We start from the raw sequence: 15,319 nt of genomic DNA on the forward strand, positions 1-15,319 counted from the left end.
CTCTATCTCTTTGTTTTTGCGCATTACCTGACGGAAAACCGCTTCGCACTTTTCCTGGAAATGCTTAAGGGCGGCGATAGCCCGTCGGCTGGTCGTAGAGCCAACCGATGCGTTCGATCGACGCTTCCAGTCCCTCGCGGGCAACGGTCATCGTATGGCCGTTGGCATGGATCAGCGTTTCGTCGTCTTCCATCAGCGCAACGTGGCCCTTCCAGAAGACGAGGTCGCCGCGCCTAAGCTCCTCACGGGCGATCGGCGTTCCCAAGCCTGCAGCCTGCATGTCGGAGTCGCGCGGGGCGAGCTTGCCGACCATCATCATCGACAGCTGCACAAGGCCGGAACAATCAATGCCGAAACCGGAACGACCGCCCCAGAGATAGGGAGTTTCGACGAAGCGGGCGGCAACCGAGACATAGTCTCCGGGCACGACGCTGCCGACCTCGATGCAATGGTTGGCGATCACCGCCTGGCCGCCGTCGAGCAGGAAGTAGCGCGTGCCACGGGTCTCGCGCTCGTCGACAACGCTGAGACGGCTGCCCATCGACAACGGATAAACAGTCGGAAAACGCAAGTCATGACCGGAATAGACGAAGGTGCGCGGGGCCGAGACGATGTGCGTCGGGCTCTTGACCACCGGCGCAAGGCAATATTCCGGAAGGTAGCCGACATAGCCGTCGAGATCCGCCTTCACCCAGCACCAGCTCTCGTTGGTATCGAGCACCCGAACCGATTCGCCGAGCAGCAGTTCGGTATCGGTACCGCAGGCAAGATCGGGCTTTGCCCTGAGCGGCGTTACCGGCACGGAGACGCGGGCAACGCTTCCCTCGACATAGCGCTCGGCCTCCACGACACCGCGAAGGCGGCTTTCGGCGAGGTCGGCTCGATAGGCATTCAGGCGGCGATCGGGAAGTGTCGACATGTCAACTCACTTAGGCTGTTTGCGGCCCTGATCAATGATCAGATCGCCGAATTTTTCAAGATAGAGAGCACCGTCGACTGTCCTTTTGATGACCACGTTGCGCCGATCGCGGTCGTCGCGGGCGCGGTCGACAAGGCCGAGGGCGCCCATGGTATCGAGTGCTCGCGTGATCACCGGCTTGGTGACGCCAAGGGTTGCGGCAAGGCCACGAACGGTGTGGGGCGGCGGCACGAGATAGATCTGCAAGAGGATCGCCATCTGGCGCAGCGTCAGATCGCGACCGTCCACCCGCACCTGTTCCAACGATACCATGTGCCAGAGCCCGAGGGCCTGGGAGGGCGTAAGCTCGACCGGCAATGGCAACTCCTGCGCAACCGCATGAATCCCTCGATCGCTCTCCGGTTCGAGGATTCAAACAGACAGTCAACGAACGACAGCGACCAATACACTTCCAAGGGAAGCGCGGCGCTGCGGTAGTCCGCCACCATAGCGGCGGACCGTTACGCAAGCGTTGCTTTTTCGGACGACCGGCGCAGGGTCAGCGCCGGTCGTCTTCATCAGAGACTTACTTGGCGATCCGCCCGATATGCTGATAGAGCGCGCGAATAGCCTGAGCCTCACCGCCAACAGGCGAATGCGGCCGCTCGGACTGGGCCCACCCGAAGATATCGAAATGCACCCAGCTTTTGGTGTTGGTGACGAAGCGCTTGAGGAAGAGCGCTGCGGTGATCGAACCTGCCATGCCGCCCGAAGGCGCGTTCGTCAGGTCGGCAATGCGCGCGGAGACGTCCTTGTCGTAGCCCATGTGCAGAGGCATGCGCCACATCGGATCGTCGACGCTGAGGCTCGCCTCAGAGAGATCCTGCGCCAGCTCGGCGTCGTCGGTGAAGAACGGCGGCAGGTCGGGACCGAGTGCAACGCGGGCGGCACCGGTCAGCGTTGCCATATCGACAAGCAGCTCGTTCTTTTCCTCGTCGGCATAGGCGAGCGCATCGGCAAGAATGAGACGGCCTTCGGCATCGGTGTTGTCGATCTGCACCGTCAGGCCCTTGCGGCTGCGATAGATGTCGCCCGGCCGGAAGGCATTGGCGGAGATCGAGTTCTCGACGACGGGGATGATGACGCGCAGATCGACCTTGAGCTTTGCATCCATGATCATCAGCGCGAGGCCCATGACGTTGGCGGCACCGCCCATGTCCTTCTTCATTAGCAGCATTGAGGAAGCGGGCTTGATGTCGAGGCCGCCGGTGTCGAAGCAGACGCCCTTGCCGACCAGCGTCACTTTCTTGTGGCCCTTCTTGCCCCAGCGCAGTTCAAGAAGACGCGGCGCTTCTGCGCTCGCACGGCCGACCGTGTGAACAAGCGGGAAGTTCTGCGTCAGAAGAGCCTCGCCCGATATCACCGAGACATCCGCCTTGTAGTGCGTCGCAAGTGCGCGGAATGCTGCTTCCAGCGCCTCAGGGCCCATGTCGTTGGTCGGCGTGTTGATGAGGTCGCGGGCAAGGAAGACGCCGGCGAGCTGACGCTTGATATCGGCAGCATCGGCATCGGTCGGGATGAGCAAGGTCGGCGGCTCGCCCTTTGCCGACTTGTAACGCTCGAAGCGATAGGAGCCGAGACCATAGCCGAGTGCCAGCCGGTTGGCTGTGAGCGGCGCCGTTTCGATATGCCACTTGCCGGGTGGCAGGGCGCGCGCGAGCTTGCCGGTCAGGAACGGCGCCTCGGATGGGTTGCCGCCCAGGCCGAAGAGCGCGCCGCCGAGATGGCCATCGGCGGATGGGATCAGAAGGACCGCGCCCGATTCGGCCTTGAAGCCGGCCTTTCGGGCCCAATCAAGCGCGATCGGATCGATGGCTCCCGTTTCGATATGCGCCGGCGTGACCGCGAAGATCGGCAGAGTCTTGCCTGCGCTGGTGTTGAACGGCGACGGCCGCTCGATGAACTGATAGGGGGCCATGGAAGTCCTCGGCTGACAGAGATGGATTCGCGCATTTAACGCTCTGTTAGGGTTAACAGATTATTGCTGGAGTGAAAGTTGCGCCGATGTTGTTTGGAGTTCTGGTGCGCGAATGCATGCTGGGGACACCGCCGATGGCCAAACGCACGATCTCATCCCTAAACGCCAACCGTCTGCTGCAAGGCGCCGCGATCGCGATCGTCGCCCTGTCTGTCGCCGGCTGTGCCAACCAGCCGAAGAAGGAGCTGACGACCGGTTCCATTTCGGGCACGTCGAAGTCGGTTCAATCGATGACCGCATCGGAACTGTCCCAGGCAGCCGAAGGCATCGGCCAGGCCTATGAGAAGAACCCGCGGGATCGCGAGGCGGGGCTCAACTACGCCAATCTTCTGCGCATGACCGGGCGCAACGAACAGGCGCTTGCCGTCATGCAGCAGGTCGCCATCAACCATCCGCAGGACCGCGAGGTCCTCGGCGCCTACGGCAAGGCGCAGGCAGCGGCCGGACAACTGGATCAGGCACTGAACACGATCAGTCGCGCGCAGACGCCGGATCGGCCGGACTGGAAGCTGAAATCGGCCGAGGGCGCGATCCTTGACCAACTCGGACGTGCCCAGGAGGCGCGCCTGCGCTATCGCGAAGCGCTCGAGCTCAAGCCGAACGAGCCTTCGGTGCTCTCCAACCTCGGCATGTCCTATCTTCTGACCAAGGACCTGCGCACGGCGGAGACCTATCTCAAGTCCGCCGCGAGCCAACCCGGCGCCGACAGCAGCGTACGGCAGAACCTCGCACTCGCCGTCGGGCTGCAGGGACGCTTTCAAGAGGCCGAAACGATCGCCCGCCAGGAGCTTTCCGGGGAGCAGGCAGAAGCCAACGTGAAATATCTGCGCTCGATGCTGTCGCAGCAAGGTGCGTGGACGCAGCTGGCCAAGGCGGACGAAACTAACACCAACTGAGATCACGGAACGGAACCGGTGTCTGTCGCACGCCCCAAGCCCGCTACAGCGACCTTTGCGCGTCTAATAAGACGTGCTGCGCTGTAGGAATCGCTGACTGCGCTTTAAGCCTTTGTTTTTGCGCATGTCGCGCAAAAGTGCGTAGCGGTTTTGCGATAGTGACATGCGCTAGGCTGATCTCAAGCCGCCTCTGATTTGCAAGCCTCCACAGCCCCGCGCGTTCAATGGAATACGCGACGAGCGCCATGGGCGGCCCGACTTTTCGGCACAATCTCCCAAATTGCATCCGCTCTGAAGAATTGTGCAGCAGCGGGATCAGAAACGATCGGCGACCTGGATGCCGGCCGGACCGAGGATGACGGCGACGAGAACCGGCAGGAAGAACAGGATCATCGGCACTGTGAGCTTGGGCGGCAGCGCCGCCGCCTTCTTTTCAGCGGCATTCATGCGCTGATCGCGGCTTTCCTGCGCCAGAACGCGCAGCGCCTGGGCAATCGGGGTGCCGTAGCGGTCGGCCTGGATCAGCGCCTGAACCACCGATTTCACATCATCGAGGCCCGTCCGGTGGCCGAGGTTTTCGAGCGCGATCCGGCGTTCGGGCAGGAAGGAAAGCTCGGCCGTCGTCAACACCAATTCCTCCGCCAGAGCCGGCGACTGGGAGGCAATTTCATCGGCAACGCGCCGCATGCCAAGCTCCATCGAGACGCCGGATTCAACGCAGATCAGCAGGAGATCGAGCGCATCCGGCCAGGCGCGACGAATGGAATGCTGTCGCTTCGAGATGGCGTTGGCGACAAAGATGTTCGGCGCATAGAAGCCGACATAGGCAAAACCGACGGCAAATGCGAACCGCATCATGAACGGCTTTTCGCCAAAATTGCCGAGCACGAAAATATAGATGATCGCGATGACCAGGAACAGGAACGGAAGGCAGAAGCGCGCGAAGAGGAAGGTGTTGAGCGCGTTCTGGGACCGATAGCCCGCCGTCTTGAGACGGTTGACCGTGTTGTCGTCAACGAGGGCTTTGCGCAGATTCAGCCGCTCGACCACCTGGCGAACGGACGTATTGTTCTGACCGCGCAAATTGGCCTTGCCGCTCGAGACTTCGGCCGCCAGGCGCGCGCGTTCCCGTGCGCGGATCTGTTCGCGCTCGGTCGCCACCGATTTCATCCGCTTGCCGAGGTCTCCGCGCTCCAAGAGCGGCACCACGAGAGAATAGAAGGTCGCCAGCACTGCAAATGAGACAAGAACGGCAAAGACGACATTGGGATCCGTCAGTGTCTTGATCAATCCTTCGCTCATAATCGTCCCTCAGATATCGAAATTGATCATGTTGCGCATCACCAGAATGCCGATACTCATCCAGACCAAGCCAGCGCCAATGATGAGATGGCCGCGCGGGTCAGTGAACAGGACCATCATGTAGTCGGGTGAGGTAACGTAAACGAGGAACGACACGATGAATGGCAGGGCGCCAATAATGCAAGCCGAAGCCTTTGCCTCCATCGACAGAGCGCTGACCTTGGCCTTCATCTTCTTTCGTTCACGCAACACCTTCGACAGGTTGCCGAGCGCTTCGGACAGGTTGCCACCCGCCTGCGCCTGAATACCAATAACAATGGCGAAGAAATTCACCTCTGCCAGTGGAATGCTATTGATCATGCGGGCGCATGCCTCGGTGACGCTGAGGCCGACCTGCTGAGAATCGACGACGCGGCGAAATTCGGTTTTGACCGGCTCCTGGCCGTCACCGGCGATGAGGCGCAGGGCATCATTCAACGGAAGACCCGATTTGATCGAGCGAACCATGATGTCGAGCGCGTTCGGAAACTCCTCAAGGAATTTCTTGCAGCGACGCTTGATCAGGAAGCCGATGAACCAGCGTGGCAGGCCAGCGGCGGCGATCAGGCTGATGCCAGCCGAGATCGCGAGACCGGCGCCAGCCATGAGCGTGATGATGAAGGCGACGAAGCCGAAAGCCGCACTGAAAAGATAAAACTGCGTCAGGGAAATGGACAGGTTTGCCTGTGCCAGGCGGGCCTTCATCGATGGCGCCGTCTTGCTCGATTTTTCCTGTTGCTTCTTCTCGAGTTCCTTCAACGAGTCCTGAACGGACTTGCGTCGCTTCGACATTTCGCTGACACGATCGCGAGCTGCCTTGACCTTGACCCGATCTGTTTCGGCGGCGCCGACTTTGCGAATTCGACCTTCCGCCTTCTTCTCGGTTTCTATCCGCGAATACAGGACAACATAGGCAAGGGCCGCCGCTGAAATTGCGACGAGGAAGGCCAGCGCCAGGACGGGGATGCCTATGCCGAACATCGCGGCTCCTAGCCCTTGTCCATAGCGTCGAGTGTCGCCGCCAGGCGTTTGTCTTCGTTGAAGTACCGGGCGCGATCCCAAAAGTGCGGGCGACCGATGCCGGTCGATACGTGGCGGCCGACAATACGGCCGTTGGCATCTTCCCCTTCGATCTCGTAGCGCATCAGATCCTGCGTGATGATGACGTCGCCTTCCATACCGACCACTTCGGTGATGTGGGTGATGCGGCGCGAACCGTCGCGCAGACGCGCGGCCTGGATGATGACGTCGATGGATCCGGAGATGATCTCGCGCACAGTCTTGGCCGGCAGGGTGTAGCCGCCCATGGCGATCATCGATTCCATACGCGCCAGGCATTCGCGCGGCGTATTGGCGTGGATCGTCCCCATGGAACCGTCATGGCCGGTGTTCATCGCCTGCAGCAGGTCAAACACCTCAGGTCCGCGCACTTCGCCGACGATGATGCGCTCGGGCCGCATACGCAGGCAGTTCTTGATGAGATCCCGCATGGTGATCTCACCCTCGCCTTCGATATTCGGCGGTCGGGTTTCGAGGCGAACCACGTGCGGCTGCTGCAATTGCAGTTCGGCGGTGTCTTCGCAGGTAATCACTCGCTCGTCGAGGTCGATGAAGCCGGTCAGGCAGTTCAGAAGCGTCGTCTTGCCCGAACCGGTACCGCCGGAGATGACGATGTTGCAGCGGACGCGGCCGATGATCTGGAGAAGGACTGCCCCCTCGGGCGTGATTGCGCCGAATTTCACCAGCTGATCGAGCTTCAGCTTGTCCTTCTTGAATTTGCGGATCGTCAGTGCGGTGCCGTCGATGGCGAGCGGCGGCGCAATGACGTTGACGCGCGAGCCGTCAGGAAGACGCGCGTCGCAGATAGGGCTGGATTCGTCGACGCGCCGCCCCACCTGTCCGACGATCCGCTGGCAAATCGACAGGAGCTGGGCATTGTCACGGAATCGGACTTCGGATTCGATCGTCTTGCCGCCCACTTCGATGAAGGTCTGACCGGCACCATTGACCATGATATCGGCAATATCATCGCGCGCGAGCAACGGCTCCAACGGTCCATAGCCAAGGACGTCATTGCAGATATCGTCGAGCAGTTCCTCCTGCTCGGAGATCGACATCGCGAAGTTCTTGATCGTGATGATGTCATTGACGATATCGCGAATTTCTTCGCGTGCGCTTTCCGTATCTAGCTTGGCCAGCTGCGACAGATCGATCGTATCGATCAGCGCGGAGAAAACCTGCGACTTCGTATCGTAGTAGTCCTCGTTGCGGGCGGGTCGCTTTCTTTGTGCCGGAGCTGGCGATTGCGGACGCGACGCCGGTGCTTGAGCATCGCCAAGCACCGGCACGTGGGCGATGACGGCCGCTTGCGTGGCAGGGACGATCGGCGGCAGAGCAGCACCTGTCGTGCCGCTCTTGCCGAAGCCTTCGTTTCCGCGTTTGCCGAACATGTTCCTGATCCGTCCGTTGTACAGCGCCGCGTGTCAAACATGACGCGCTAAGGACGCTGTAACACTTTAGATTTGCTGCATAATTTTCTTCTTAAATCGAATCCGACTTAAGGAATTATGCGGTATGCGTGGTCTATTTCTTGCCCAGCGCCGCGAGCATCTTCCCGAGGCCGCCGCGTCGCGCCTTCTTCATCGACGCACGGCCGGTCAGCAGGTGCGCGAGTTGGGAGAAGGTTTCGGCGGCGGCGGATTTTTTGTCTATCTCCGCAATCATGCGGCCGCTGTTCGACGCGTTGCCGAAGAGAACGGCGTCGAACGGGATGATAGCGGCCGCTTCGATTTCCAGCGACTCGCAGAATTCGCTCACCGCAATCTCCGGACGCTTCGGCATGCCCACCTGATTCAAGATGAGATGAGGTTGCTTGTCGTTCGGCCGAAGCTTCTTCAAGGCATCGAGCAGGTTCTTCGTGTTGCGAAGACTTGCGAGATCCGGCACGGCTGTGATCACGATCTCATCGGCTTCGCCGAGAACCGCGCGCGTCCATTCCGTCCACATATGCGGGATGTCGAGCACCGAAACGGGTGCACTGCGTTGCAAGATCTCGAGGATCGGATGAAAGGCGCCACCCTCGAAGTCATAGGCGCGATCCAGCATCGACGGCGCCGCCAGCAGCGAAAGATGCTCGGAGCATTTGGTCAGAAGACGATCGAGAAAGACCTCGTCGAGCCTCTCCGGTGCGAAAACCGCTTCCGAGATACCCGTTGGCGGGTCCTGATCGAAATCGATATTGGCCGTGCCGTAGGGCAGGTCGAGATCGGCAAGAATGGTTTCGGTCGAAAAAAGGTTAGAAATGCCCCAGGCGCAATTGTGCGCGATGGCCGAGGAACCGCTGCCGCCCTTGGCGCCGATAAAGGCCAGGCTGCGCCCCAGCGGCTCGGCGTCGGGATCGACGAAAATCGATGAAACCGCCGACAGAATATCCGGCATCGCCACCGGCGCGACCATATACTCGGAAATGCCGTTGCGGATGAGATCGCGATAAAGAGCGATATCGTTGTGTTTGCCGATGAGAACGACCTTGGTGCTGGGGTCGCAGACCGCAGCCAATGGCGCGAGTTCCGTCAGCAGCGACCGCGGTTCTGTCGACGTTTCCAGGATAATCAGATTGGGCGTCGACACCGTCGCAAACATGTTTGCCGCAGCATCGATGCCGCCACTGTTGATGCGCAGGCTAACCTTCGCCATGCGGCGGTCCTGGCCGCAACGCTCCATCAGCCGCTGCATCGCCTCGCTTTCGCAAAAGGCATGGATAGAAATGCGCGGCAGCGGACGGACCTGCTCGAGGTCGCCCGGTTGAACCGTATCGAAAACGGAATCGCCCGCCCCGGCCCCCGTTTCGATCCTGTACTCAATGGTGCTCATCTGCTGATCCCAACGATATCAATTGACGATGATGACGGGTCCGTCACTCTTTTCGGTTCCGCGCCAGTCCGTGATGACCTGGCCGCGCTGCTCCGCATCGATCGGCGACATCTGGCGCGGGCCGAGCAGATCGGTCGGATTGGAGATCTGGGCCGCCAGATTGGATTGCGACGCGCAGCCGAAATTATAGTAGTTGCGGTTCTGGATCGTGTTGAGTGCAACGTCCTCCGGCCACTCGCCACAGGGACCGGTCTGGGCGGTGATCGCCACATAGCTCAAGCGAACCGGAGCGGCATCACCCATGGGACCGGCCTCGTAGCCGGCCTCGATCAGTCGCTTCGCGGGAACGCCGGCGGCGACGAGAACGCCGCGGATCTCCTTGCGCATGGCCTGCGCGGCGTGGCTGTTTGCCGAGCCACGCGGCAGCATGATCTGGACGACACCGGTCGATGAATTGCGATAATCGGCACCAAAGCCGCTGATGACGTCGCGCGTGCCTTGCGTCAGCCGACGGTCACCGGAGGCAATGGGGATATCGATCGTACGCTCGCCCTCGGCAAGCACGATCGGATGCCGTGTCCGGTAATCATCGGGGATAGAGCCCGTCGAAAGATTATCCTTGGTGCCGCAGCCGACAAGCAGCCCGGCAGCCACGAGGAGGATTGCAGCACGCCGCAAATGACGGACGGGAACTCCGGATCTGTTGAGGGACATGGCACTCGGCCTTTCAGAATTCTCGTGGAAGCTGCTTCGCGTTTGCATGACCCAGCCCTATTTGTAGATGAAGCCAACATTGCCATGGTACTGACCCGCCGGTGCGGATGCTTCCGGGCGCCCGTAGATGCGGTTCACGCGACCAAGGAAGAAGCTGTCGAGATCATTGGCAGGGTTGAAATTGTCGTCGGGCCTGGCGATCGCGCTTCTGGCAACCGGGCGCACGAGGTAGGGCGTCGCAATGATGACAAGTTCGGTTTCGTTGCGCACGAAATCCTTGCTGCGGAAGAGCGTTCCGAGGACCGGGATTTTCGATGCACCCGGCAGGCCGGACATTGCCTGACGGATATTGTCCTGCACGAGGCCGGCGATGACGATAGAGCCGCCCGAGGGAAGCTCGACACTGGTCGACGCCTCGCGCCTGCGGATGCCGAGGAAGGTGTTGCCAGGGACAGAGGTGAAGCCGTTGCCGGTGACGATCGAGCCCTCATAGGTCGGCTCGGAAACGTTGGTTTCGATCTGCAGACTGATACGGCCCGGTCCCAGGACGACCGGCTTGAAGTTCAGGCGAATTCCATATTCGACGTCGTTGATCTCACGCGTAACCGTTGGGTCGCCGGTTTTGTCGTCGACCTTGACTTCCTGGGTGCCGCCGAGCCGAAATTCCCCGCCGACATAGAAATTGGCCTCTTGTCCCGAAATTGCCGTCAAGGTGGGTTCGGCCAGTGTGCGCATGACACCGGCTTGCTCCATCGCATTGATGTAGCTCGAGATCGTCGTTCCGCCGATGGATCCCTTGATCAGCGCGTTTGCGCCGACACTGATCGCATCACCGAGGTTTGCAGGATTGCGGAAGCCGATACCGCTCTCGCCGTCTCCTACACGCCCGTTGAAGCCCAATTGCTTCAAGACCTGGCGGCTCACTTCGGCAACCGTCACCTTCAGCGTGACCTGATCGTCACCTTCGATGGTCAACAGGTTGACAATCTGCGAGACCTGCCGATCCTCGGCAAAGATATCGGCATCACCATTGTTTCCCTGCGCAGTGATGTTGCGTGTCGTCGCTTCACCGCCCTGCAGGAAGGCCTTGGCGAGATCGACGGCTCGCGTCGAATCGAGCGGTGTGCGCACGGTACCCGTCAGCACGATGTTGTCGGAGATGATCTCAACGTTGATTTCGGCATCGGGAATGAAACGACGCAGGTTTGACTGCAGATTGGCGATGTCGCGCTCAACCTCGACGTCAAGACTGACGATCTCTTCGCCATTCGGCCCGAAGACAAAAATGTTGGTCTGCCCAACGGATTTTCCAAAGAGATAGATACGCCTGGACGTGCGCGTGACGGCATCGGCGAGCGATGGGTCGGCGACGAGAATATCATGGGCATCGGCCGGTAGATCGACGACGACGGCCTTGTTCAGCCCCAGGCTGATCTTCTTCTTCACCCCGGGCCCGCTTTCAACGATCCTGACGACCGACGAGGCGGCCGCATGGGCGAACGGGAGCGTTGGCAGCGCCATGCCCGAGAATGTCAGGCAAAACGACAGACCGGCTGCAACAGACGTCCGAAATTTGTTCCCGCTCCGCTTCACCCTGCGCTCCGCTCGATCGCTCATTGTTGCTGGCCTTGGCTGATGGCACCGTCGTTCTTGACGATCGAGCCCGACTTGATGACCTGGATGCTGGGCTGGCCATCGCCACTCAGAAGGTAATCCGCAGCGTTCGTATCGGGTTCTTGAGCATCCGCGACACTGCGAAGGGCAAGTGAGATGCGTTCAGCCATTTGCTGCGCGACAGTCATGACCTTTGATTGATCCGGCGTCAGTTCCAGCGTCGCCGTGGTACCGACAACGGATTTTGAGCCGTCATCCTTCTCCTCGACCTGCTGATCGATCGCCAGCACGCGAACATTGCTGAGCACGGTTTCCGTCAGGTAGAGATCGCCGTCCGATTTACGGACCATGATGACGTCGACGCGGTCATTGGGCAGGATGAAGCCGCCGGCGCCGGTCGCCACGGTGATCTCTGTGGCAACGGCGCGCTTGCCAGCAGGCAATAGCGACGACATGATTCGGCTGGAGGAGTCCGCGACCTTCTCGCTGCGCACGGGCTCGCCGTTAAAGATCGGCAGGCGAACGACTGCGCCGGTCAGATCTTCAATGGCAGAGGGACGATTTTCTTCGGTGATGAGCCCCTCGACGACACCGTCCTTGGGCCATGCCATCCAATGGACCGCATCGCCACCTAAGCGCGACCCGACGGGCAAGCTCTTGCTCGCAACAAGGACATTGACGGTCGGCGCTCGCTCGATCAGTGGCTCCGCCATTTGTGGCGAGGGACCACGGGTCAGCTTCATCGCCAACAACCCGGCCATCGCCGCCGAGGCGACGGCCACCGCCAGTATGATGATGCGAACCGGTTTCATGATCGTTTCTGAGCCCCGCAGATATGCTGGCGTCAGGTTGATCAGGAATTGGTGTAATTATAGTTAATAAGCCGCTTACGGGTATGGTTAATAATCGCCTACCGTCGGCATAGGCCGCTTACTGCACGTGGCGAACACTTGCGGCGGCACATGTCAAAACTCGGATCGCCAGTTCAATGGAGACTGGATAACGCCATTCGCACCAATGGTGACGAGGGGTAGGCAACAAAACCGCCGGCCGCGATCGCTATCCCGTATGGAATCTTTGTGGCCGTAAACAATAGCCGCGGCATCGGAATTCGCGAGGGCAGGATGAAATCTTCATGCGCCCTGAGGAACAGGATCGCAACGGTCAACACGCCGCCAAACAGTGAGACTGAAAGCAAGAATTCCAATAGCGAACTGTTGGCCCCAAACCATAGGGCGCAAGCGGTCAGAAGTTTGGCGTCACCGCCACCCATGGTTCCGAGTGCAAAGAGACAGAAGCATAAGCCGAATACGGTAAGGGCTGTGGCAATGTGGAGCGCGATTTCCGGGATGCCGAGCCCAGCAAGGGGCGCAACGATGGTGAAGGTCGCAATCAGAACGATCGGCACCCGATTTGGAATCGTCATCGTAAAGGCGTCGGAGAAAGCGGACAACGCCAGACAAAACGGAAAAACTACGAAGATAGCAGCCACGATCACCGGTCGTCTCCTCGAGTGGAACTCATAAATTCGCCACTGCGACGTTCCATCGTTTGCGGAATACGTTTCCTGGCCTTCCAGCCAGCACACAAAAGTCCATTTTGCTGCTTGCAGCAAAGATAAGGCCGCCCCACTGGAGGGCGGCCCCGCACTTTAAGCTGATCGCCGGCGGAACCTCGCCTTGCCCTCAGAGAAAGAGGCAGTGATCAAGGAGCCGGGGTAACCTTCATGTACGAGCCGAGGTTGGTGAACTGCGTGTTCAGCTTGTCGCCCAACGCCGTCGCTCCACCGATAAGCGCAACCGAAATCAGAGCGGCGATCAGGCCGTATTCGATGGCGGTTGCGCCGGACTCGTCCTTCATCAGACGGGCAAAAATCTTCTTCATGATGATTCTCCTAACTTCACGATTGTTGTTCAGCACGTCCGCCAACTGTTGCCGTTGATCGGATGAGCTCAACCTAGTCCTGGCGAATTGCTATCGGCTTAAGGAAGACAGCTACCAAAAGATTAACGGCCCACCGCTGATTTTTGGGTAAGCGAATAGGAAATGTGCCGGCTTAGGATGCGCCGACCCGACTTAACGATTCATTCACCAAGAGTGCCGATGATGGGGCGAATGCCATCTCAGGGACCTGCCATGATTTTGCCCCTCGCGGCCAACCGGACCGCCACGCTGACACTCACGATCCTCGGCATGCTTTCGCTGATGGCGGCGTCGGCCGCAAGCGCGCAGGACGATATGATGCGCGTCTACATGGACCATGCACGGGTGCTCAAGCTCGACCGGCCGGTCGCCAAAGTCATCATCGGCAACGCGGAAGTTGCAGATGCGACGGTGGCCGACGCCCGCACGATCGTCATTACCGGCCGCAGCTTCGGCACGACGAATCTTGTCATCCTCGATCAGGACGGAAACGCCATCGTCGACGAGCAAATTCTCGTGTCGATCGACGAAGCAAACACTCTGCGCGTCTATCGACAGACGTCGCGCACAGTCCTTTCCTGTACGCCAAGTTGCGAGCGGCATGTGGAGCGCAAAACCGCAAGTGGTGGGAGCTGAGCAAACTGCGAGAAACACTGGAAATTCACTAAAATACCCGCGATTATCGCCAACGAAATATCAATAGTTACTCCCTACTTTGTGTCTCCGTCAGGCGTAACATGATGGGACGGCGCGATGAGCATCGAGCAGGAAACACTGCAGCCCCAAAAGGCCGCAAAGCCCACAAGGGGCTTATTGAGGCGTTTCCGGCGCGACAGAAAGGGCACCGCGAGCATTGAGTTCGCGATACTGGCTCTTCCCTTCTTTATGGTGATTTTCGCCTCCATCGAAACATTCGCCGCCTTCTACGGCGACCAGCTGCTGGCAAACGCCACGGAAACGATGGCGCGAAAGATCCGGACCGGCGAGATCACCTTCAACCGTGGCAAGACGGCGACTGATATGGACGAGACAAAGTTTCGCCAGGCATTCTGCGAGGAAATCTCGGTGATGTTGACGTGCTCGGCGACGGAGGCTGCCCAAGCCTCGAAGCTCTATATCGACGTCAGAAGTGTCACCGATCTCACCAAATTCCCGGTGCTCATCCCGCGAATGGACCCCTCGTCGTCGTCGTCGGATCTCAAGACAGCCGACCTGAAGTTTGCGCCGGGCGGACCCGGCTCCTTCAACGTCATGCGCGCGTATTATCGCTGGAGTGTGATGACCGATCTCATCAGGCCATTTGTGACCAACCTGCGCCCGGCCGGATCCAGCATGCCTAAAGACTATCTCATGGTTTCCACAACCACTTTCCGCACAGAAAACGAGTGAGGCGCGTCGTGAAGACTTTAGCGATGCACTGGATGACGGCAATCCGCCTGACCTTCGCAAGCTTCCGCTCGCTGCTCAAAGACCGGGGCGGGCTTGGCGGTGTCGAATTTGCCATCGTCACGCCGCTGCTGATCATGATTTACGTCGGCGCATTCGAATTATCGCTCGGCTTTACCGTAGCCGGCAAGGCTGCGCGTGCCGCCAGCGCCGTTGCCGATCTGGTTTCCCAGCAAAGCGAGGTCAACAAGACCTATTTGGGAAACATGTCGAATGTGGTGAAAAGCATCCTTGCCCCGTACGAAGGTTCAAAATACACGCTCAAGATTACCGGCATCGAGGTCAGCGGAACGAACACGGGAACCGTCGTCTGGTCGCGCGACCAAAACGGCGCGGTGCCGTATGCCGTCAACTCGACCACCACCGTTCCGAGCCAGTTTACGGCGACCACGGCCTTCGTCATCCGTACGGAGCTGATCGTGGAGCATGGACTGTTGCTGTTCGCGCCGAGCCTTGCATCCAGCACGAACACCGTAGATTTGTCCAAAACCGCGTATTTCCGCTCACGCCAGGCCGAAACCATAAAGTGCCCGGATTGCTGACCGGGGCCACTGCATGTTTCCTTAAATCCTATCC

General features: G+C 59.7%; 16 protein-coding genes. 4 read left to right on the plus strand and 12 right to left on the minus strand.

What is annotated here, in order from left to right:
- Window positions 1-64 precede the first annotated feature (64 nt).
- From ASD02_RS04360 to ASD02_RS04370, 3 genes are all read right to left on the minus strand, one after another.
- Entirely contained in the window at window positions 65-919 is an 855-nt protein-coding gene (locus ASD02_RS04360; RefSeq protein ID WP_025425401.1) for an NlpC/P60 family protein, read from the minus strand.
- Between the two features lie 6 nt (window positions 920-925).
- Complete coding sequence (locus ASD02_RS04365; RefSeq protein WP_025425400.1) at window positions 926-1,276, minus strand: MarR family winged helix-turn-helix transcriptional regulator; 351 nt, start codon at window positions 1,274-1,276, stop codon at window positions 926-928.
- A gap of 208 nt (window positions 1,277-1,484) precedes the next feature.
- The gene (locus ASD02_RS04370; RefSeq protein ID WP_025425399.1) at window positions 1,485-2,876 is read right to left on the minus strand and encodes a M17 family metallopeptidase; all 1,392 of its coding nucleotides are present in this window, start codon (window positions 2,874-2,876) and stop codon (window positions 1,485-1,487) included.
- Window positions 2,877-3,010: 134 nt separating this feature from the next.
- On the opposite strand from ASD02_RS04370, the gene ASD02_RS04375 reads away from it, so the two are divergent.
- Entirely contained in the window at window positions 3,011-3,832 is an 822-nt protein-coding gene (locus tag ASD02_RS04375; RefSeq protein ID WP_025425398.1) for a tetratricopeptide repeat protein, read from the plus strand.
- A gap of 315 nt (window positions 3,833-4,147) precedes the next feature.
- Here ASD02_RS04375 and ASD02_RS04380 read toward each other — a convergent pair whose 3' ends face one another.
- The 9 genes from ASD02_RS04380 to ASD02_RS04420 form a co-directional block, all read right to left on the minus strand.
- Window positions 4,148-5,134 carry a type II secretion system F family protein gene (locus ASD02_RS04380; RefSeq protein ID WP_057219985.1) on the minus strand — a complete coding sequence of 329 codons (987 nt, stop codon included), beginning with the start codon at window positions 5,132-5,134 and terminating at the stop codon, window positions 4,148-4,150.
- A 9-nt stretch (window positions 5,135-5,143) separates the two neighbouring features.
- Window positions 5,144-6,154 (minus strand): type II secretion system F family protein, encoded by a 1,011-nt coding sequence (locus ASD02_RS04385; RefSeq protein ID WP_025425396.1) that lies wholly within the window; start codon window positions 6,152-6,154, stop codon window positions 5,144-5,146.
- 8 nt (window positions 6,155-6,162) lie between these two features.
- Complete coding sequence (locus ASD02_RS04390; RefSeq protein ID WP_025425395.1) at window positions 6,163-7,623, minus strand: CpaF family protein; 1,461 nt, start codon at window positions 7,621-7,623, stop codon at window positions 6,163-6,165.
- A gap of 133 nt (window positions 7,624-7,756) precedes the next feature.
- Window positions 7,757-9,046 carry a CpaE family protein gene (locus tag ASD02_RS04395; RefSeq protein ID WP_025425394.1) on the minus strand — a complete coding sequence of 430 codons (1,290 nt, stop codon included), beginning with the start codon at window positions 9,044-9,046 and terminating at the stop codon, window positions 7,757-7,759.
- An 18-nt stretch (window positions 9,047-9,064) separates the two neighbouring features.
- Window positions 9,065-9,760, minus strand: coding sequence for a CpaD family pilus assembly protein (locus tag ASD02_RS04400; RefSeq protein WP_025425393.1), 696 nt, complete (start codon window positions 9,758-9,760; stop codon window positions 9,065-9,067).
- A gap of 57 nt (window positions 9,761-9,817) precedes the next feature.
- Window positions 9,818-11,377 (minus strand): type II and III secretion system protein family protein, encoded by a 1,560-nt coding sequence (locus tag ASD02_RS04405; protein WP_051509142.1) that lies wholly within the window; start codon window positions 11,375-11,377, stop codon window positions 9,818-9,820.
- Window positions 11,374-12,186 (minus strand): Flp pilus assembly protein CpaB, encoded by an 813-nt coding sequence (gene cpaB / locus ASD02_RS04410; RefSeq protein WP_057219986.1) that lies wholly within the window; start codon window positions 12,184-12,186, stop codon window positions 11,374-11,376. Before cpaB ends, ASD02_RS04405 begins: the two co-directional genes overlap by 4 nt.
- Window positions 12,187-12,359: 173 nt before the next feature.
- Window positions 12,360-12,872, minus strand: coding sequence for a prepilin peptidase (locus ASD02_RS04415; protein WP_025425390.1), 513 nt, complete (start codon window positions 12,870-12,872; stop codon window positions 12,360-12,362).
- A 206-nt stretch (window positions 12,873-13,078) separates the two neighbouring features.
- The gene (locus ASD02_RS04420) at window positions 13,079-13,258 is read right to left on the minus strand and encodes a Flp family type IVb pilin (RefSeq protein WP_025425389.1); all 180 of its coding nucleotides are present in this window, start codon (window positions 13,256-13,258) and stop codon (window positions 13,079-13,081) included.
- 252 nt (window positions 13,259-13,510) lie between these two features.
- On the opposite strand from ASD02_RS04420, the gene ASD02_RS04425 reads away from it, so the two are divergent.
- The 3 genes from ASD02_RS04425 to ASD02_RS04435 all read left to right on the plus strand — a co-directional run bounded on the left by ASD02_RS04425 (window position 13,511) and on the right by ASD02_RS04435 (window position 15,285).
- Window positions 13,511-13,933: a pilus assembly protein N-terminal domain-containing protein gene (locus ASD02_RS04425; protein WP_025425388.1), complete on the plus strand. Its 423-nt coding sequence runs from the start codon at window positions 13,511-13,513 to the stop codon at window positions 13,931-13,933.
- A gap of 117 nt (window positions 13,934-14,050) precedes the next feature.
- Window positions 14,051-14,686 (plus strand): TadE/TadG family type IV pilus assembly protein, encoded by a 636-nt coding sequence (locus tag ASD02_RS04430; protein ID WP_025425387.1) that lies wholly within the window; start codon window positions 14,051-14,053, stop codon window positions 14,684-14,686.
- Window positions 14,687-14,709: 23 nt separating this feature from the next.
- Window positions 14,710-15,285, plus strand: coding sequence for a TadE/TadG family type IV pilus assembly protein (locus tag ASD02_RS04435; RefSeq protein ID WP_025425386.1), 576 nt, complete (start codon window positions 14,710-14,712; stop codon window positions 15,283-15,285).
- Window positions 15,286-15,319: the final 34 nt, after the last annotated feature.

Origin of the sequence: Ensifer sp. Root1252, from assembly GCF_001425885.1 — a bacterium.
GTDB lineage: Bacteria > Pseudomonadota > Alphaproteobacteria > Rhizobiales > Rhizobiaceae > Ensifer > Ensifer canadensis.